General features: G+C 56.2%; 15 protein-coding genes. 8 read left to right on the forward strand and 7 right to left on the reverse strand.

Features of this window, described 5'->3' with window-relative positions; translation table 11 throughout:
- Positions 1-8: 8 nt before the first annotated feature.
- Positions 9-2,342, reverse strand: coding sequence for a Tex family protein (locus tag JGC47_RS00970; RefSeq protein ID WP_004160717.1), 2,334 nt, complete (start codon positions 2,340-2,342; stop codon positions 9-11).
- Between the two features lie 128 nt (positions 2,343-2,470).
- Positions 2,471-2,950 (reverse strand): transcription elongation factor GreB, encoded by a 480-nt coding sequence (greB, locus tag JGC47_RS00975; RefSeq protein WP_004160716.1) that lies wholly within the window; start codon positions 2,948-2,950, stop codon positions 2,471-2,473.
- A 289-nt stretch (positions 2,951-3,239) separates the two neighbouring features.
- Here greB and ompR point away from each other — a divergent pair, with 289 nt between their 5' ends.
- Together ompR and envZ are read left to right on the forward strand one after the other, a co-directional pair.
- The gene (gene ompR / locus JGC47_RS00980; RefSeq protein WP_001157751.1) at positions 3,240-3,959 is read left to right on the forward strand and encodes an osmolarity response regulator transcription factor OmpR; all 720 of its coding nucleotides are present in this window, start codon (positions 3,240-3,242) and stop codon (positions 3,957-3,959) included.
- Positions 3,956-5,305 carry a two-component system sensor histidine kinase EnvZ gene (gene envZ / locus JGC47_RS00985; protein WP_004160712.1) on the forward strand — a complete coding sequence of 450 codons (1,350 nt, stop codon included), beginning with the start codon at positions 3,956-3,958 and terminating at the stop codon, positions 5,303-5,305. The genes ompR and envZ overlap by 4 nt, the downstream gene beginning before the upstream one ends.
- A gap of 45 nt (positions 5,306-5,350) precedes the next feature.
- Here envZ and pckA read toward each other — a convergent pair whose 3' ends face one another.
- From pckA to JGC47_RS01005, 4 genes are all read right to left on the reverse strand, one after another.
- Entirely contained in the window at positions 5,351-6,970 is a 1,620-nt protein-coding gene (pckA, locus tag JGC47_RS00990) for a phosphoenolpyruvate carboxykinase (ATP) (RefSeq protein WP_004160710.1), read from the reverse strand.
- Between the two features lie 367 nt (positions 6,971-7,337).
- Complete coding sequence (hslO, locus tag JGC47_RS00995; RefSeq protein WP_004160708.1) at positions 7,338-8,216, reverse strand: Hsp33 family molecular chaperone HslO; 879 nt, start codon at positions 8,214-8,216, stop codon at positions 7,338-7,340.
- Positions 8,217-8,238: 22 nt separating this feature from the next.
- Positions 8,239-8,640: a ribosome-associated heat shock protein Hsp15 gene (hslR, locus tag JGC47_RS01000; RefSeq protein ID WP_004160706.1), complete on the reverse strand. Its 402-nt coding sequence runs from the start codon at positions 8,638-8,640 to the stop codon at positions 8,239-8,241.
- Positions 8,641-8,793: 153 nt separating this feature from the next.
- Positions 8,794-10,932 (reverse strand): IgaA/UmoB family intracellular growth attenuator, encoded by a 2,139-nt coding sequence (locus tag JGC47_RS01005; RefSeq protein WP_004160702.1) that lies wholly within the window; start codon positions 10,930-10,932, stop codon positions 8,794-8,796.
- Positions 10,933-11,366: 434 nt separating this feature from the next.
- On the opposite strand from JGC47_RS01005, the gene nudE reads away from it, so the two are divergent.
- Positions 11,367-11,933, forward strand: a complete 567-nt coding sequence (nudE, locus tag JGC47_RS01010) for an ADP compounds hydrolase NudE (RefSeq protein WP_004160701.1) — start codon at positions 11,367-11,369, stop codon at positions 11,931-11,933.
- A gap of 115 nt (positions 11,934-12,048) precedes the next feature.
- On the opposite strand, the gene mrcA is transcribed toward nudE, so the two are convergent.
- Positions 12,049-14,595: a peptidoglycan glycosyltransferase/peptidoglycan DD-transpeptidase MrcA gene (gene mrcA, locus JGC47_RS01015; RefSeq protein ID WP_004160700.1), complete on the reverse strand. Its 2,547-nt coding sequence runs from the start codon at positions 14,593-14,595 to the stop codon at positions 12,049-12,051.
- A gap of 115 nt (positions 14,596-14,710) precedes the next feature.
- Here mrcA and pilM point away from each other — a divergent pair, with 115 nt between their 5' ends.
- The 5 genes from pilM to hofQ are packed head-to-tail and all read left to right on the forward strand — an operon-like array spanning position 14,711 to position 18,138.
- Positions 14,711-15,538, forward strand: a complete 828-nt coding sequence (gene pilM / locus JGC47_RS01020; RefSeq protein WP_004160699.1) for a type IV pilus biogenesis protein PilM — start codon at positions 14,711-14,713, stop codon at positions 15,536-15,538.
- Entirely contained in the window at positions 15,538-16,086 is a 549-nt protein-coding gene (locus JGC47_RS01025) for a PilN domain-containing protein (RefSeq protein WP_004160698.1), read from the forward strand. The genes pilM and JGC47_RS01025 overlap by 1 nt, the downstream gene beginning before the upstream one ends.
- Entirely contained in the window at positions 16,079-16,579 is a 501-nt protein-coding gene (locus JGC47_RS01030; RefSeq protein ID WP_004160697.1) for a HofO family protein, read from the forward strand. The genes JGC47_RS01025 and JGC47_RS01030 overlap by 8 nt, the downstream gene beginning before the upstream one ends.
- On the forward strand, positions 16,569-16,931 hold the full coding sequence (locus JGC47_RS01035) for a HofP DNA utilization family protein (protein WP_004160694.1): 363 nt from the start codon (positions 16,569-16,571) through the stop codon (positions 16,929-16,931). The genes JGC47_RS01030 and JGC47_RS01035 overlap by 11 nt, the downstream gene beginning before the upstream one ends.
- Complete coding sequence (hofQ, locus tag JGC47_RS01040) at positions 16,894-18,138, forward strand: DNA uptake porin HofQ (RefSeq protein ID WP_004160693.1); 1,245 nt, start codon at positions 16,894-16,896, stop codon at positions 18,136-18,138. The genes JGC47_RS01035 and hofQ overlap by 38 nt, the downstream gene beginning before the upstream one ends.
- Positions 18,139-18,275 lie beyond the last annotated feature (137 nt).

Here is an 18,275-nt window from a genome sequence, read left to right on the forward strand (position 1 = left end):
CGCAGGGATTAGCTCTTCTTGCCGAAGGCGGCTGCCAGCGCGTCGCCCATCGCGCTGTTACCCGCCGTCCGCGCAGCAGGACGCTTGTTACCGCCATTGGCCGGGCGTGAAGGACCCCGCTCCTTAGCCGCGTTATTCGCACCGCCTCGACGGGCGTTGGTTTCACCTGGCTGTTCGTCAAGGCGCATGGTCAGGGCAATGCGTTTGCGTTGCAGGTCGACTTCCAGCACCTTCACTTTGACGACATCGCCCGCTTTCACCACCTTGTGTGGGTCATCGACAAATTTATCGGCCAGCGAGGAGATATGCACCAGCCCGTCCTGATGCACGCCGATATCAACAAAGGCACCGAAATTGGTGACGTTGGTCACCGATCCTTCCAGCACCATCCCCGGCAGCAGATCGTTCAGGGTGTCGATGCCGTCCGCAAACTGCGCGGTTTTAAACTCGGGGCGCGGATCGCGACCCGGTTTCTCCAGCTCTTTGATAATGTCGCTGACGGTCGGCACGCCGAAGCGTTCGTCGGTGAAATCCACGGCTTTCAGGTCGCGTAACGCCGCGGGGTTACCCAACAGCTCATCCAGCGCCTGCTCAGTAGCGGCCAGAATGCGTTCAACCACCGGATAGGCTTCCGGATGCACCGTGGACGTATCCAACGGGTTATCGCCCTGGCTGATACGCAGGAAGCCGGCACATTGCTCAAAGGCTTTCGGCCCAAGACGGCCCACCTTCAGCAGCTGCTGGCGGTTCTGGAAACGGCCATTTTCGTCGCGCCAGCTGACAATGTTCTGGGCGATCATCTTGCTCAGGCCCGCCACGCGGGTCAGCAGCGGCACCGAGGCGGTATTGAGATCGACCCCAACCCCGTTAACGCAGTCTTCCACCACCGCATCAAGTTTTTTCGCCAGCTGGCTTTGGCTGACATCATGCTGATACTGGCCAACGCCAATCGATTTCGGGTCGATCTTCACCAGTTCGGAGAGCGGATCCTGCAAGCGACGGGCGATGGACACCGCGCCACGTAGCGACACATCGAGGTCAGGGAACTCCAGCGCGGCCAGCTCGGAAGCGGAATAGACCGATGCGCCCGCCTCACTGACGATCACCTTTTGCCCCTGCACCTGTGGGAACTGTTGCTGCACGTCAAGGTAGAAACGCTCGGTCTCGCGTGAGGCGGTGCCGTTGCCGATGGCGACCAGTTCAACCTGATGTTGAGTACACAGTGCCGCAATGGCCGCAGCGGCTTTTGCCGCCTGGCCGGTATGCGGATAGATGGTATCAGTGGCCACCAGTTTACCTGTTGCATCGACCACCGCGACTTTCACCCCGGTACGCAGGCCCGGATCGAGGCCCATGGTGGCGCGCATCCCGGCCGGCGCCGCCATCAACAGGTCGTGCAGGTTGCGCGCAAAGACGTTAATCGCTTCTTCTTCCGCCCGCTCGCGCACGCTGCTCATCAGCTCGGTTTCAAGATGCAGCAGCACCTTGATGCGCCACGTCCAGCTTACCACCGCCTTGCGCCAGCTATCCGCCGGGGCATTGTTCAGACGCAGGTTGAGGTGTTCGCTGATAATCTGTTCGCCGTGACTCTCCCGTGGCGGCTCATCGAACTGCGGATCGGCATTTAGCGCCAGCTGTAAGATGCCTTCGTTGCGGCCACGAAACATCGCCAGCGCACGGTGAGAAGGCACGGCCGACAAGGCTTCGTGATGGTCGAAGTAGTCGCGAAATTTTGCCCCTTCCTCTTCTTTCCCTTCAATGACCCGTGAGACCAGATGCGCGTTTTTCCACAGGTAGTCGCGCACTTTGGCCAGCAGGCCCGCATCTTCCGCGAAACGCTCCATCAGAATATAACGCGCGCCGTCGAGGGCAGCTTTGCTGTCGGCAACGCCTTTATCCGCGTTGATATACTCTGCTGCCAACTGTTCCGGCTGGTGCTCCGGCTGCTGCCACAGCGTTTCCGCCAGCGGTTGCAGGCCGGCTTCGATGGCAATCTGCCCGCGCGTACGGCGCTTCTGTTTGTACGGCAGATAGAGATCATCCAGCTCGGTTTTGCTCAGCGTGGCATCGATGGCGGCGGCCAGCTCGTCGGTCAGCTTGCCCTGATCGGCAATCGATTTCAGGATCGACTGGCGGCGATCGGACAGTTCGCGCAGATAACTCAGGCGGGTCTCAAGCTGGCGCAGCTGGGTATCATCTAACCCACCGGTCACTTCCTTACGATAACGTGCGATAAACGGCACGGTATTTCCTTCGTCCAGCAGGCGAACAGCGGCTTCAACCTGTTCTTCCCGGGCCTGCAATTCTTTTGCAATCAGGCGACTTAGCGAATTTTTCATCATGGTTAGATACTTTATGGCTTAAGAAATTGGCACCAGTTATACGGATTGATGCAGCAGAATACCAGACGCCCTTTGTCTTTCAGAATATCGGTGCTTTGGCAGACAGCGGGGCGGGCTGTTTTGCCAAATCAGGACTCTGTCACATAGCTGATAGCGTTGACGTACCACAGCGCTTCACCGGCCGGGGTAAACACGGTGGCGGCATCGCCGACCTCTTTTTTCAGCAGTGCGCGCGCCATCGGCGAGTCGATAGAGATATAGTCGTTACGGCCAAAAATCTCATCGTAGCCGACGATGCGAAAACGTTTGATGTCACCATCATCATTTTCTACTTCGACCCAGGCACCGAAGAACACTTTGCCATCCTGCTGCGGTGAGTAGTCGACAATGCGCAGCTGCTCAAGACACTTGGTCAGATAGCGTATCCGGCGATCGATCTCACGCAGCCGCTTTTTGTTGTACTGATAGTCTGCATTTTCACTGCGGTCACCGAGGCTGGCCGCCCAGGCCACCTTTTTGGTTACTTCCGGGCGCTCTTCACGCCAGAGGAAATCCAGTTCCTGCTTGAGCAAATTGTAGCCTTCGCGCGTGATCAGTTTGGTTTTCATCTTCAGCCATTTTCAACGTGGTTATGCCGCTATTGTGTTGCGTTGGATGCAGGGATGCAAATTCGCCGTGCGCATTTATGCCACCACGTTACTGTTTGTTTGTCATGAGAAATAACGTTGTTAAAACGAGTACTTCAGTGCAGGTTACCGCCGTCAGATGAAAGATAAGCTGCTGTTTAATATGCTTTGTAACAATTTCGGCTACAATATAAACCTTAATTGGCTGTTACATTCAGGCATCTTTTTTGAAAATACAGACTCAGGCAATAGCGCCTTTGGGAGTAGCGAAATGCAAGAAAATTACAAAATTCTGGTGGTCGATGATGACATGCGTCTGCGCGCATTGCTGGAACGTTATCTGACCGAACAGGGCTTTCAGGTGCGCAGCGTGGCAAACGCGGAGCAGATGGACCGTCTGTTGACGCGCGAATCCTTCCACCTGATGGTGCTGGACCTGATGCTGCCGGGTGAAGATGGCCTGTCCATTTGCCGCCGTCTGCGCAGCCAGAGCAACCCAATGCCGATCATTATGGTCACGGCGAAAGGGGAAGAAGTTGACCGCATTGTCGGGCTGGAAATCGGTGCGGATGACTACATCCCTAAACCGTTTAATCCGCGTGAGCTGCTGGCCCGCATCCGTGCCGTGCTGCGCCGTCAGGCCAATGAGCTGCCGGGCGCCCCTTCACAGGAAGAAGCGGTGATTGCCTTTGGTAAATTCAAACTGAACCTCGGTACGCGTGAGATGTTCCGTGAAGATGAGCCGATGCCACTGACCAGCGGCGAGTTCGCGGTGCTGAAAGCGCTGGTAAGCCACCCGCGTGAACCGCTGTCGCGTGACAAGCTGATGAATCTGGCGCGCGGTCGGGAGTACAGTGCGATGGAACGTTCAATTGATGTGCAGATCTCCCGCTTGCGCCGCATGGTGGAAGAAGATCCTGCTCACCCCCGCTATATTCAGACCGTCTGGGGTTTGGGTTATGTCTTTGTCCCGGACGGCAGCAAAGCATGAGGCGGCTCCGCTTCTCTCCCCGTAGTTCATTTGCGCGTACGCTGTTGCTGATCGTTACCTTGCTGTTTGTCAGCCTGGTGACGACCTACCTGGTGGTGCTGAACTTTGCTATTTTGCCGAGTTTGCAGCAGTTCAATAAAGTACTGGCCTACGAAGTGCGTATGCTGATGACTGACCGACTGCAGCTGGAAGATGGCACCCAGCTGGAGGTGCCACCGGCATTCCGTCGTGAGATCTACCGCGAGTTAGGCATTTCGCTGTATACCAATGCGGCGGCGGATGAGAGCGGACTGCGCTGGGCGCAACATTATGAATTCCTTAGCCAGCAGATGGGGCAGCAGCTCGGCGGCCCGACCGATGTGCGCGTTGAAGTGAATAAGAACTCGCCGGTGGTGTGGCTGAAAACCTGGCTGTCGCCGGACATCTGGGTACGCGTGCCGCTTACCGAGATCCATCAGGGCGATTTTTCCCCGCTGTTCCGCTACACGCTGGCGATTATGCTGCTGGCGATAGGCGGGGCCTGGCTGTTTATCCGTATTCAGAACCGCCCGCTGGTGGAGCTGGAGCATGCGGCACTGCAGGTAGGGAAAGGGAACATTCCGCCGCCGCTGCGGGAATATGGCGCCTCTGAGGTGCGTTCAGTAACGCGTGCGTTTAACCAGATGGCAGCAGGAGTAAAGCAGCTGGCCGATGACCGTACCCTGCTGATGGCCGGGGTCAGTCACGATCTGCGTACCCCGCTGACGCGCATCCGCCTGGCGACCGAAATGATGGCGGAGCAGGATGGTTATCTGGCAGAGTCGATTAATAAAGATATCGAAGAGTGCAATGCGATTATCGAGCAGTTTATCGACTATCTGCGCACCGGACAGGAAATGCAGTTCGAGCGTGCTGACCTGAATGGCGTGCTGGGCGAAGTCGTGGCGGCAGAGAGCGGCTACGAGCGAGAGATTGAAAATGCGGTGCTGCCCGGCGAACTGCTGCTGGACATTAATCCGCTGGCGATTAAACGTGCGATTGCGAATATGGTGGTCAATGCCGCGCGTTATGGCAATGGCTGGATCAAGGTCAGTTCCGGCAGCGAGCTGCAGCGCGTTTGGTTCCAGGTTGAAGATGACGGGCCAGGTATTGAACCCGATCAGTTACAGCATCTGTTCCAGCCATTTGTGCGTGGTGACAGCGCTCGCAGTACCAGCGGAACCGGACTTGGACTGGCGATTGTACAGCGCATTATCGATGCACATTACGGAACGCTGGAAATTGGCAAAAGTGAAAAGGGCGGATTACGCATTCGTGCTTATCTGCCGCTGCCGCCAGCCAGCTTGCCGGCCGGCCCGGTGGCATAACAATCGGGCCAGCCAACCAGCTTGACCCGCATTTCGTCTTATTCCTCAGAGCTTCGGCCCGGCCTGCACCAGAGCCTCACCGGCCGGCGTGTCGGTAAACTTATCAAAGTTGGTGATAAAACGCCGGGCCAGATCGCGTGCTTTCTCTTCCCACGCCGCTTCACTGGGGTAGCTGTTACGCGGGTCCAGCAGCGTGCTGTCTACGCCTGGTAATGAGTGCGGCATTTCCAGGTTGAAAACAGGCAGCGTGGCGGTTTGTGCATGGGCAATTTCACCGCTAAGAATGGCATTAATAATTGCACGGGTATCCTTCAGCGAAATACGTTTTCCACTGCCGTTCCAGCCGGTATTGACCAGCCAGGCTTCTGCTCCGGCTGCCTGCATACGCTTCACCAGCACTTCCGCATACTGGGTTGGGTGCAGGGTCAGGAATGCGGCACCGAAGCAGGCGGAAAAGGTTGGCGTAGGTTCGGTTACACCGCGCTCGGTACCGGCCAGCTTGGCGGTAAAACCAGACAGGAAGTGGTACTGGGTTTGATCGGCGGTCAGGCGCGAGACCGGCGGCAGCACGCCGAAAGCATCGGCGGTCAGGAAGATCACCTTTTTGGCATGACCCGCTTTGGACACCGGTTTGACGATGTTATCAATATGATAAATCGGGTAGGAAACGCGGGTATTCTCGGTCTTACTCCCGTCGTCGTAATCCACTGAGCCATCGCTACGTACCACCACGTTTTCCAGCAGTGCATCGCGCCGGATGGCTTGATAGATCTCGGGTTCTGCCTGTGGCGACAGCTTGATGGTCTTGGCGTAGCAGCCGCCCTCAAAGTTAAACACGCCATCATCATCCCAGCCGTGCTCATCGTCGCCGATCAGCTGACGCTGTGGGTCGGTGGACAGCGTGGTTTTACCGGTGCCGGAAAGGCCAAAGAACACCGCGACGTCGCCGTCGGCACCGACGTTGGCCGAACAGTGCATAGAAGCGATTCCCTTCAGCGGCAGCAGATAATTCATGATGGCGAACAGCCCTTTCTTCATCTCGCCACCGTACCAGGTGCCGCCAATCAGCTGCATCTTCTCCGTCAGGTTAAAGGCGACAAAGTTTTCCGAGTGCAGCCCCTGTGATTGCCAGTCGGGATTGGTGCATTTCGCCCCGTTGATCACCACGAAGTCGGGAACAAAACCGGCAAGGCTTTCCGCGTCCGGGCGGATAAACATGTTTGTCACAAAGTGAGCCTGCCAGGCCACTTCGGTAATAAAGCGCACGCGCAGACGGCTGTCCGGATTCGCGCCGCACCAGGCATCGACAACAAACAGGCGCTTGCCGGAAAGCTGGCGCGTGACCAGTGATTTAAGCGACTGCCAGGTCTCCTGTGTCAGCGGCTGGTTATCATTTTTGCCTTTTCCCTGATCGCTCCACCACAGCGTGTCGCGGGTGGTTTCGTCACGAACCAGGTATTTATCCTTTGGCGAGCGACCGGTAAAAATGCCGGTATCAACCGCAACAGCGCCCGACTCCGTGACCCTGCCGCGTTCATAACCGGTTAAACCGGGCAGAGTTTCTTCCTTAAACAGCATGTCATAATCAGGGTTATAAACGACTTCAACCGTATCAGTGATGCCATAAGCGACGAGTTCCTGCGGGGTCAGCCCGTTAGTGCGCATGTTACTGCTCCTTTCTAGGATTTTTGTATTGCATATCAATGATAGAGGTACTTCAAATAACCTGTCGCGCTAACCCACAGATACTGCACGGGTTGCTACGATCGCGCGCAGTGTATACATCGGTCAGCTTACAGAGAAAGGGGCAAACGGAAGAAATGAGAGGCAACGCGTGATTAACTGAAAGGCCTGGTCATCGTTTACATTTGTGCCGCTAATTAAGCAGGGCGAATCAGGCATAAATGGCGCGGTCACGTGGCTTAACTGCCGGTAAATTCGCCAGAGTTGGCTGTATTTACCGGCGTTTTTTTTCATCCAGAACCAAGTGGAGGCCGGGCGTATAAGGGCATATTTGACCCGGCCGGGAAAATTAATGGACTTGCCGATCGTCTGCGGCTGAATCATTGCGCATAGCGGCAATATCAACAGCATCGTACACATAATTATTGCCGCAGTAGTCGCAGTGCATATCGATATGGCCATCTTCCTGCAACATCTGATCTACTTCCTCCGCGGGCAGCGTGCGCAGCACATCGCCACAGCGCTGACGTGAACAGCTACATTTGAAGCTAACGCCCTGAGGATCAAACAGCGTGACTTCTTCCTGATGGTAAAGACGCCATAAAACATCATGGGCCGGCAGGCCAAGCAGCTCTTCGCTTTTAATGGTTTCGGTTAACGTGGCCAGATGATGAAAATCATCCAGACTGGCGTCCTGAGCCGGCAATACCTGTAGCAGAATACCGCCCGCACCCGATCCCCCTTCGGTGGCGCCGGTACGGATAAACAGGCGGGTGGGCAGCTGTTCTGAGCGCATAAAGTATTCCTCAAGGCAGGCTGCAAGCGTGTCACCTTCCAGCCCCACCACGCCCTGATAGCGTTCACCTTCTTGCGGGGCAATGGTGATCACCAGATAGCCGTTACCCACCATCTCCTTCAGGCTGCTGCCATCGGCAATTTCACCCTGCATCCGCGCCACGCCGCGCATTTCCTGCTGGTTATTGCCGTTGATCACCGCCATATTCAGCGGACCATCCCCCTGTAGCTGGACCGTAATATCGCCATCGAATTTCAGCGTGGCGGTTAACAGGCTGGTGGCGACCAACAGTTCACCGAGGATTTGCTGCACCGGCTGCGGGTAATCGTGGCCGTGAACGATCTCATTCCATGTCTGGGATACGGTGACCAGTTCGCCACGTACGGCGTGGTTTTCAAACAGGTAACGGTGCATCTGGTCTTGCTGGGACATAGGGTTTCTCTCTGATATGGCGTTATTCGTCGCCAGAATATTTAAACTTCATCAGGTCACGACGCTCTTTCTTGTCCGGGCGCCGGTCAGGATGGGGCATGCTGAGTGCATTCATTTTGCGCGCCAGCGCCACCTTTTCCCGCTTCTCAATGCTTTCTGCCGTCTCGCGGTACAGCAGTTGGGCTTCTGTCGCAGGGCCACGTTTATCGCTGATGGCCGCAATCACCACGGTACGCTGGTCGTTGCCCTGGCGTAGCGTTAAGCTGGCAGCCACTTCCACCAGTTTACTGGGTTTGCTGCGTTGGCCGTTATAGTGCACCTTGCCGCCTTCAATCATTTCCCGCGCAGCAGCACGGGTTTTGTAAAAGCGTGCGGCCCAAAGCCACTTATCAAGCCGCACCCCTTCACCGGGTTTCTCTTTCATCACATCAACTCCTTTGGGAATAACCCTATGTATGGGTGATGCGCCATAAATCAAGACAGCCGGCGGCGGATAACTCACGCGCCAGCCAGTCAGGTGGTTTCGGACAGGTGAGCGGAGGCCATCTGCATTAAAAATAGCACAGATGTGGCTTATTCAGAACCGGGGGCTGGCGGGCTTGATATCGCCTAAGGTGTGGTTAAAACACTTTTCATAGTACTGGTGGATTTTCATCAGGCGTAGGCGATTGCGATGGATGCGATGCAGCGCCAGCCAGCTATTGATGGCCAGGCTCAGGCAAAGAGCCAGCAGTAACAGACTGCTGCCCAGGTAGCGCCATAGCGTCATCTCGTCTGGCGCTCCGTGCAGGGCAATATGGCGCGTGCCGTTGGCATCGGTACTGATGCTGGTAATGATACCACTGGCGTTAAACGGCGTTTGCAGCAGCATGTCTGCCAGCCGCTGTAGTTCAGGCCACTGCTGTGGTGCATTGAGATCAAACAGGGACGCTGGCGGAGACGCGTAATCAACCAGCTGTTGGCCTTCATCGTTGATAATCAGGAATCCGCCCGGAGGGGGGCTGTTGAGCGCCTCTGCTGCCCGGCGCGTTTCGCGATAGAAGAAGGATGACGTCGCCGTATTGACCAGATTTTCCAGCGCTTCTGAACTGACCGGGCGCAGCAAGACGTTCATGCCATGCAGCTCACCAGAATTGGCGCTGCGTACCAGCGTTTGCCAGTCTTTCGCGTTACTGAGGTTCACCAGCGCATTCTTAAGCCGCATGCAATCCTGTTCCTGGCTGCACAGCTGCTGGGTTTTCAGCACGATATCTGAGAAATCATCGAGCAGGATCATGCCCGATTTCTGGATCGCCGTTGCCAGGTGCGGGTTCAGTTTCGGATCGGTACTGGTTTGGGGGTGCAGCTGCAGTCTGGTGGTGTCCAGCAGTGCGCTGGCCTTATCAATAACATCCGATTGCGGTAATGGCAGCGGCTCGGCTTCATTCCAGTACATGGCTGAGCAGTCGAACGGCATAAAGGCATAACTCCGGTTGCTTTGGTAATTGCTGGGAATAGAACACATCCCGGTGCCGTGGACTGTCAGTCTGTCGCCGACGTGCAGCGTGGTTTTGGATAATTCGCTAATCTGCGTAACTTCCAGACTGTCGGCACCTTTTATCCAGGCCATGCTCAATTTGAGCGGCATACAGAGCGGAACCAGTGTCATCAGCAGCACCAGCACCAGCAGCGAGGCGGCGGCCAGCACCACATTTTTGCGCCAGCGCTGAACGGGGAAATTACGCGCCTCGTCATGCAGTGACAGGAAACGCCCATGACGCACGACCTGGTGATTAAGATAGATATCGATTTCGGTCGTTTGTCCAAGATCCCGGGCGATGTAATTCTGCCAGTGCGGGGGGTAGTTCAAGTCGATGGCACCCAGGGAAATATTACTGGCCTGGCCTTGATTTGATTCACCAAATAATCCCCAGCGCTTTGGCGCACCGCGCAAACAGTGGATTTCACGCAAATGTTTCTCTGTCGGGCGGCGATGAAGCAGCCAGCTGCCGACTACGATGGTGGTGATAGCTGGCAGTGTTAGCCACGGCATCATAACCAATGGAGCAATCAGGCTGATAAACAGCACCAACAGCCCGACTGCGATGACTAACGCTTCGCGGATCCCGGCCGGGCGGCTCAGTGCATACTCTTCAATACTCTCTTTGCGCACGCTGAGCAGCTCAACGTTTTCCCCTTCTTCCTTACGGATAGAGGCATTTTGCCCCGGGGCGCGGACCAGCGATGGCATAGCCGGCGACTCCAGAGGATATTGAGTCAGCGAGTGCCCGTTTAGCGAAATGACCAGCGGAATGGTTTGCGTTCTGATCAGCTCAACGTAGTTTTCTTCCGCGATGTGCTGCTCCCAAAGCGGCGGAAGATGAACTTCTACCGTATCAAGATAATAGCGCCATTTATAAGGTTCATCCGTGGTTAGCCCATAGCGGGTAATCGCCCGGGTGACAGGATAGACATTCTTGCTTTGAGCGGTCAGTACCAGTGGGGCAGGGGGACTGCTGGCACCGCTGAGTGGCGTGGCGTGGCTGTGGATCGCCTGTTGTTTGACGTAGTATTCAACCGCCGAACGCTCTTCTGCGCTCAGTTTACGGTGGGGGGGGCTGACAAATGGTAGTGGTTTCGCCAACGGCGGACGGTGCCGCATAGCGTACCAAAAGAAACAACCTGCCGTTACCAGACAGGCCAGCATTACAGCCAATATGATAACTATTGTGCTCATGCTTCCCTCATTTCTGCCATGATGCTCCTTTCATAGTTCCCGCCTGAGACTATGGTCATATTTTAGCCTGACGCGGCTAGCTTCAATAGCATTGGCAATCAACCGCGTGTTGAAAATAGCACGAAGAATCATATAATTAGGATAGATCAATATCATGGCCGGAGTAAATGTTACCAAGCATTTAGCTGACAAAGTATCGGTGTATTCCTATTTATAAATCCACATGTTGACATTTTACAAAACATTTTCCTCCTGTTTTCGATGATTTGTTCTGAATGACTAAAATGATTCATGCGATGGTTGGATTTGAGCGCAGGCTACAGCACAATGGACAGCATGCTGTGTCCGCAGCTCTGCGTGACGCGACCTGACACGGTCATCCCTGATGTTGTCAGGGAATGACGTTAACTTTTCGGCTTTCCGCTGGGGCCATTATGACCAGACAATTAAAGAAACCTGACATTCTCAATGTTGAGACCGTGGCGCGATCAAAACTGTTTACCATTGAGGCGGTCGACCTGACGTTCAGCAACGGGGCGCATCGCGTGTATGAGCGTATGCGCTCTTCGGGTCGTGAGGCGGTGATGATTGTTCCAATTGTAGACGACCACCTAATCCTGATCCAGGAGTATGCCGTCGGGCTGGAAAACTATGAGCTGGGCTTTCCAAAAGGTCTGATCGATCCCGGTGAAACACCTTTTGCCGCAGCAAATCGCGAATTGAAAGAAGAGGTGGGTTTCGGTGCGCATCAGTTACAGACGCTGGGCAAACTCACCATGGCGCCGTCTTATTTCTCCAGCCAGATGAATATTGTGGTAGCGGAAGATCTTTACCCGGAGCAGCTGGAAGGGGATGAGCCGGAGCCACTGCCGCAACGGCGCTGGCCGCTAAACAATCTGCTGGCGCTGCTGGAAGAACCTGATTTTCGCGAAGCGCGCAGCGTCAGCGCGCTGTTTCTGGTGCGCGAATGGCTGGTCAGACAGGGGCGTCTCACCTACTGAATGATTTGCTCAGGCAGATTATGACCGCCATTTCCTGGCGTTCCCTGTTGGCGGTTGCAGGCTTAGCCCGACGGCCCTTACGCGTTTGTCTGAACGCAGGGCCGTTAACGGGTGACTAGAACAGCTCGTGGCTCTCGCCGTTATCCAGCAGCGTGGTACCAACGTCATGCACGGAATACTCGGTTGGCTGGGTGCCGTTGATAAAGTATTCATCACGCGTGTTGCCGCCGCCGTTGGCCAGCTTTCCGGTGCCGCGGTCGATTTTGACCGTCACCACGCCTTCTGGAGGCGTAAGCGGCTGAAGCGGGACGCCATCCAGCGCTGCCTTCATATAATCATCCCAGGCGGGCTGAGCACTTTTAGCACCGCCTTCGTAGCCAGAGATCTGATCTTTAATGGCACCAGATGCCGTGGTACGTCCCAGGTCACGGCGATGGTCGTCGAAGCCGATCCACACGGATGTCGTCACTCCTGGCCCGTAACCGGAGAACCAGGCATCTTTCGAGCTGTTCGTGGTGCCGGTTTTGCCACCAATATCGTTGCGCTTCAGGTCACGCCCGGCACGCCAGCCGGTTCCCATCCAGCCTGGTTCACCGAAAATATTGGTGTTCAATGCGCTTTTGATCAGGAAAGCCAGCGGCGTGTTGATAACGTGTGGCGCATACTGTTGCGCACCATTCTGCTGCGCCGGTACCTGTGCCAACTGGGGCTGTGGAGTCGCCGCGTTATTGCCTTCCTGAGACACCGCCACGTTTTCAATGCTGTCTTCACTCAGGGCGACGGCTTTTTGCGTTTCTCCGTAAACAACCGGCAAATTGCACTCCGGGCAGGCTACTTTCGGCCGGGTCTCGAACAGCTTATTTCCCATCTCATCTTCGATACGGGCAATAAACCACGGATCGACTAAGAAGCCGCCGTTCGCCATTACCGAGTAGCCGCGCACCATCTGTAATGGCGTGAAGGAAGCCGAACCCAGCGCCAGTGATTCGGTATGCACAATATTCTGTGCCGGGAAGCCGAAGCGTTGCAGATATTCGGCGGCATAGTCGACGCCCATCGCACGCATAGCGCGCACCATGACCACGTTTTTCGACTCACCCAGCCCCTGGCGCAGGCGGATGGGGCCAGAATAGGTATTTGGAGAGTTTTTCGGCCGCCAGTCAGCACCGGCCCCGGCATCCCAACGGGAAATCGGCACATCGTTGAGGATCGAGGCAAGCGTCAGGCCACGGTCCATGGCGGCGGTATACAGAAACGGTTTGATATTCGAACCGACCTGACGCAGCGACTGCGTAGCACGGTTAAATTTGCTCAGGTTGAAGTCGAAGCCGCCGACCAGGGCGCGCACCGCACCGTTATGTGGGTCGAGCGAAACCAGCGAGGAATTGACGTCAGGCACCTGTGCCAGCTGCCAGTCGTTATCGATTTTACGTAGCCAGATCTGCTGGCCGGGCTGTACTACCTGGCTGACAGAACGCGGTGTGGCACCTTGCAGGGTGTCCGACTTGTACGGGCGCGCCCAGCGCACGCTGGCAAGATTTAACGTCACGTTGCTGCCATCGCGCATTGTCGCATCGGCTTCATCGTTGTTGCTGGTAGTGACCGCGGCCGGGATCAGCGGGCCGTAAACCGGCAGCGTTTTCAGCTTCTTCACAATTTCCGCTTCATCCCAGGCTCGCTCGCCGGGTTTCCACAGCTGGCCAGCCGGCCCGCGATAGCCGTGACGCATATCATAGCTAATCACATTGGCCTGCACTGCGCTCTGTGCCGCCAGCTGCAGTTTGCGCGTCACGGTGGTGTAAACCTTGTAGCCATCGGTATAGGCGTTTTCACCGTAACGCTTAATCATCTCCTGGCGCACCATCTCGGTCAGCCAGGGCGCTGAGAAGGCGATTTCAGGCACGTGATAGTTGGCGACCAACGGTGTAATACGAGCTTCGTTGTACTGCGCCTGGGTAATGTATTGCTGGTCGAGCATACGTGCCAGCACCGTATTCCGGCGCGCGACGGCACGGTCGTGTGAATACAATGGGTTAAACGTCGATGGCGCTTTTGGCAACCCGGCGATCATGGCGATTTCGCTAAGCGACAGCTGGTCAACATTTTTGCCGAAGTAAACCTGGGCTGCGGCCCCCACGCCGTAAGCGCGATAGCCGAGGTAGATCTTGTTCAGATACAGTTCAAGAATATCATCCTTGCTCATCGTTTGCTCAATACGGATGGCAAGAAAAACTTCTTTGATCTTACGCATCAGTGTGCGTTCAGGACTCAGGAAAAAGTTACGTGCCAGCTGTTGAGTAATGGTACTGGCACCTTGCGAGGCGTGTCCGGAGGTCAGCGCAATACTGGCAGCACGGAAAATGCCAATCGGGTCGACGCCGTGGTGTTCGTAGAAACGGCTGTCTTCGGTGGCGATAAAGGCTTTCACCATCTGCGGCGGGATTTCTTGCAGAGTCAGCGGAATACGGCGCTTTTCACCGTACTGCGCGATAAGCTCGTTATCGGCGCTGTAGACCTGCATCGGCGTTTGCAAACGCACATCTTTCAGCGTAGCGACATCAGGTAGCTGCGGCTCTATGTATTTGTACAGACCATAAATCGAGGCGGCTCCCAGCAAGATGCAACACACTGCAAGGATCAATAAAAACTTTACGAACTTCACCTGAAATTTCCCATTTAAAGTCGATTGAGCAGTTTATAAACAATCGCGCGGTAGTATAAAGGCAAGCCAGTACCTTGAATACGTTCTTTTAACTGACGATAAGGAGATCGCGTCAATGGCTTTTGAGACATGGCAAGTCGGGCTGGATATCCAAAACGGGCAGCTCTGCGCGCTTGGCATCCAGCGCCGTCGCAACGGCTGGCAGCTGCGTCACTGGTGGCAGCATGCGTTGCCGCAAGATACGTTAAGAAATGGTCTGGTGCAACGTCCGGACGCCTTAGTCCCATTATTACAACGCTGGCGTAAGCAGTTGCCCTCGCGGATCTCATTACGGGTGGGCTTCCCGCCACAGCTGGTGATGCAGCGCCAGCTGGCCCGGCCGACGGCAGCGCTGCGTGAGCCGGATCGCAGCCATTACATTATCGCTGCCGCCCGGCGATTTTTTCCCATAGCTCCCGAGGAGCTGGCCTTAGACTACCGCACGGGCAGTGATGCAGACGGTTCACTGTACCTGACGGCGGCTCGTCAGGAAGCGCTACAAAGCTGGCTGGGCTGTCTGCAGCAGGTCTCTTTAACGCCAGATGTGCTGGAGTTAACCCCGGCAGCACTGTTCGCACTGGCCCGTTCACTTGGCGTGGATGCATCAGCGGCGCTGGTACACCGGTTGAGCGATCACTGGTTATGGTACGCACCGCAGCAAAACGATCGGCCCTGGGGCTGGTGCCCGCATACCGAAGCAGAGGATTTCCACCAGCTGCAGCAGCGCTTTCTGAGCAACAGCAGCACCATCTGGTACAGCTCCGCGCTGACGGAAGCTCTGCCAGAAGGGGCTTGTGCGCTGTCCCCGCTGGCCGCTTTGCGCTGCTATCAGCCGCCGTTGCCCGCCTGTGATGGGGCTTTTGCCCTCGCAACCGGCCTGGCGCTGCGACCGGAGGACTGCTGATGGTGTGGGTAAACTTGTTGCCCTGGCGGCGGGCAGAGCTGCAAAAACGCTGGCGCGTCTGGCGGCTGGTGGTGGTGGGCGTGCTGTTACTGCTGACAGCCGGGCTTTGCCACGGGCAGTGGCAGCGCGCGCTCAACCAGCGGTGCGCCACGACGGTGACGCTGTGGAGCGCGGCGCAGAAGGGCGCTGTCAACCTGAAGGCACAGATGCTGGACGCCCGGCAGCACATCACCCGCTTGCAGCGCCAGCTGGATAAACGGCAGTTTCATCAACGTCAGATGGCCATGTGGCTAAATTTTGCCCGTACGCTGGGGCAATATTTCTCTACGGATGCCTGGCTGTACACATTGCGTAAATCCCACCTGGATCTGGAGTTGCGGGGGGCAGGTCGCAGTATCAATGCGCTACACCAGCTGCGTGAGGGGCTAAGCGCCAGCCCGCTGTTTAGCGATGTCACGTTGGGGCAGATTGAGCGCGTCAAATTGGGCGAAATGAAATTCATTATGCTGGCCCGGCTGGCAGTGCCTGGTGTCAAAACCAATGAGTAATCGTTGGCTGACAGCCTGGCTACGGCTGGAACCGGGGTGGTTACGTGTGGCCAGCGTCGCTGGGGCAACCCTGCTGCTGCTGCTGCTGTTGTGGTACAGCTGGCTGCGCCCGGCACAGCGACAGCAGCAGCAGCTGGAACAGCAGCTGCATCAGCAGATCCTGGACTATCAGCAGCAGCTGCAATTGCTGGCGGCGTTACCGGCACTGGCCGTTTCTCAACGGCGGCTGGCCTGTTTACAACAACAGCTGTTGCCAGCTGCCGGCATGCGCTTTTCTCTGCCCGTTTTGCTCAATACCAGTGGTGCAGAATTGGAGCACTGGCACCCGGCTGCTGAAGGCGGAGAACTGGCTGCCACCCTGCAATGGACTCAGTTTGCCGGGCTACTGAACTATCTCTCTACGCTTCAGCCTGCACCGGCTTTGCCCGCTTTCAGCCTGACGCGTGAGCAGGCGCAGCTGCGCCTGGTGATGGAGCTGACGGATGAAAGCTAAACTTGCCTGCGCGTTACTGTCGTTACTGATATTTCACAGCCGGGCGCGTGACCCGTTTTTTCCACCGCAGAGCCGTCTTTGCCAGCCCTTAACCAGCGCTGATGGCGGTTGGCGCCTGCTGGGCGTGATTGGACGATCGGGCTATTACGACGCCTGGCTCACCGCCACCGGGGGAAAAACGCTACGGCGTAAAACCGGCGACCTGCTGCCCGGTACGCCGTGGCGGATAACCCGCATTGATGCGTACAGCACCACTCTCACCCCAATTCAGGATTGCCAGCCAGCGCACAGGTTGGTGTTAAAAGGACGACATAATGCTCAGGATCCTTTGTCTGTGGATGGCGTTAATTAGCCCATTGGCAGCCGCACAGCCACCGTTAACTCTTGCTTTTGACAACGCGCCAGTGGCTCAGGTGTTACAGGCGCTGGCAGACTATCAGCAGCTTAATCTGGTGGTAGCGCCCGGCGTAGAAGGTCATCTCTCGCTGCGGCTGAAAGATGTTCCCTGGCGGCAGGCTCTGCAGCTGGTGATTAAGACAGGCAAGCTAAGTATGGAGCAACAGGGTAATGTGCTGATGGTATTTCCCGCTAGCTGGCAGCAGGAGGAGCAGCGGAAAGCTGCAGTTCAGCGTGAAGAACAGGAGAAAATGTTGCCACTTTTCGACCGGATACTGACCCTGGTCCATGCGGACGCGGCGTCGGTCAATACCAGCTTGCAGAGTGAACGAGCAAGATTAATGTCGGCACGTGGCAGTATTACCCTCGACAGCCGTACCAACAGTCTTTTGCTGCGCGATACCGAGAAAGCCCTGGCGCAGACCGAGCACTGGGTGCGCCAGCTGGATGTGCCGTTGGAGCAAATTGAGCTGGCGGCACAGATTGTCACCATGAGTGAAGAAAGCCTGCGTGAGCTTGGCGTGACCTGGGGTATGAGTGGTGAAGCACAGGTGGCTGATGCGCTGCGTACCAGCCAGCTGCGGGTGGATCTCGCCAGCGGCCGCCCGGCGGGCGTAGCCGGCTTGACCCTGGCTAAACTGGACGGACGCCTGCTGGAACTTGAATTGAGCGCCCTTGAAAGTGAACATCAGGCCGATATTATCGCCAGCCCGCGTCTTTTTACCTCACATCAGCAGACTGCCAGTATCAAGCAAGGCACTGAAATTCCTTATGAAGTATCGACTGGAAACAGCGGTTCCACCACTATGGAGTTCAAAGAGGCGATGCTGGCAATGGAAGTGACTCCGCTAGTGCAGTCTAACGGACGGATTTTACTGAAGCTGCACATTTCTCAAAATGTGCCGGGACGTAACATGCGTAGCGGAGAAAATGAGGTACTGACCATCGATAAGCAGGAAATTGATACTCAGGTGATGCTCAAAGACGGTCAAACGCTGGCGCTGGGTGGGATATTTCAGCAGCAGAGCGCAACAGGTAGCACCAGAGTTCCCTGGCTGGGCGATATTCCGTTGCTGGGTTCGCTGTTTCGCCACGACGTTCGCCAGCAAAAAAGACGTGAGCTGGTGATCTTCATCACCCCCAGACTGGTTCGTGATGATTGACACTTTTTTGTGGCAAATGATAGTTGGCGCATGTTTTTTCCCAAATTGGTCACGGTTGGGTTTGACGCAAGGACGGAATTAGCTTACAAGGTTTAGCGATTTTGAATAACGGGCCAGGTGCCCACAGCAGCAAATGC

It is taken from the genome of Erwinia amylovora (genome assembly GCF_017161565.1).
Lineage (GTDB): Bacteria > Pseudomonadota > Gammaproteobacteria > Enterobacterales > Enterobacteriaceae > Erwinia > Erwinia amylovora.

Bases quoted from the DNA above. Each gene is read 5' to 3' on its own strand.
- ompR (WP_001157751.1), top strand. From the start codon at position 3,240: ATGCAAGAAAATTACAAAATTCTGGTGGTCGATGATGACATGCGTCTG.
- JGC47_RS00970 (WP_004160717.1), bottom strand. From the start codon at position 2,342: ATGATGAAAAATTCGCTAAGTCGCCTGATTGCAAAAGAATTGCAGGCC.
- hslR (WP_004160706.1), bottom strand. From the start codon at position 8,640: ATGAAAGAGAAACCCGGTGAAGGGGTGCGGCTTGATAAGTGGCTTTGG.
- JGC47_RS01005 (WP_004160702.1), bottom strand. From the start codon at position 10,932: ATGAGCACAATAGTTATCATATTGGCTGTAATGCTGGCCTGTCTGGTA.
- pilM (WP_004160699.1), top strand. From the start codon at position 14,711: ATGGCTTTTGAGACATGGCAAGTCGGGCTGGATATCCAAAACGGGCAG.
- hslO (WP_004160708.1), bottom strand. From the start codon at position 8,216: ATGTCCCAGCAAGACCAGATGCACCGTTACCTGTTTGAAAACCACGCC.
- JGC47_RS01030 (WP_004160697.1), top strand. From the start codon at position 16,079: ATGAGTAATCGTTGGCTGACAGCCTGGCTACGGCTGGAACCGGGGTGG.
- JGC47_RS01025 (WP_004160698.1), top strand. From the start codon at position 15,538: ATGGTGTGGGTAAACTTGTTGCCCTGGCGGCGGGCAGAGCTGCAAAAA.
- hofQ (WP_004160693.1), top strand. From the start codon at position 16,894: ATGCTCAGGATCCTTTGTCTGTGGATGGCGTTAATTAGCCCATTGGCA.
- nudE (WP_004160701.1), top strand. From the start codon at position 11,367: ATGACCAGACAATTAAAGAAACCTGACATTCTCAATGTTGAGACCGTG.
- JGC47_RS01035 (WP_004160694.1), top strand. From the start codon at position 16,569: ATGAAAGCTAAACTTGCCTGCGCGTTACTGTCGTTACTGATATTTCAC.
- envZ (WP_004160712.1), top strand. From the start codon at position 3,956: ATGAGGCGGCTCCGCTTCTCTCCCCGTAGTTCATTTGCGCGTACGCTG.
- pckA (WP_004160710.1), bottom strand. From the start codon at position 6,970: ATGCGCACTAACGGGCTGACCCCGCAGGAACTCGTCGCTTATGGCATC.
- greB (WP_004160716.1), bottom strand. From the start codon at position 2,950: ATGAAAACCAAACTGATCACGCGCGAAGGCTACAATTTGCTCAAGCAG.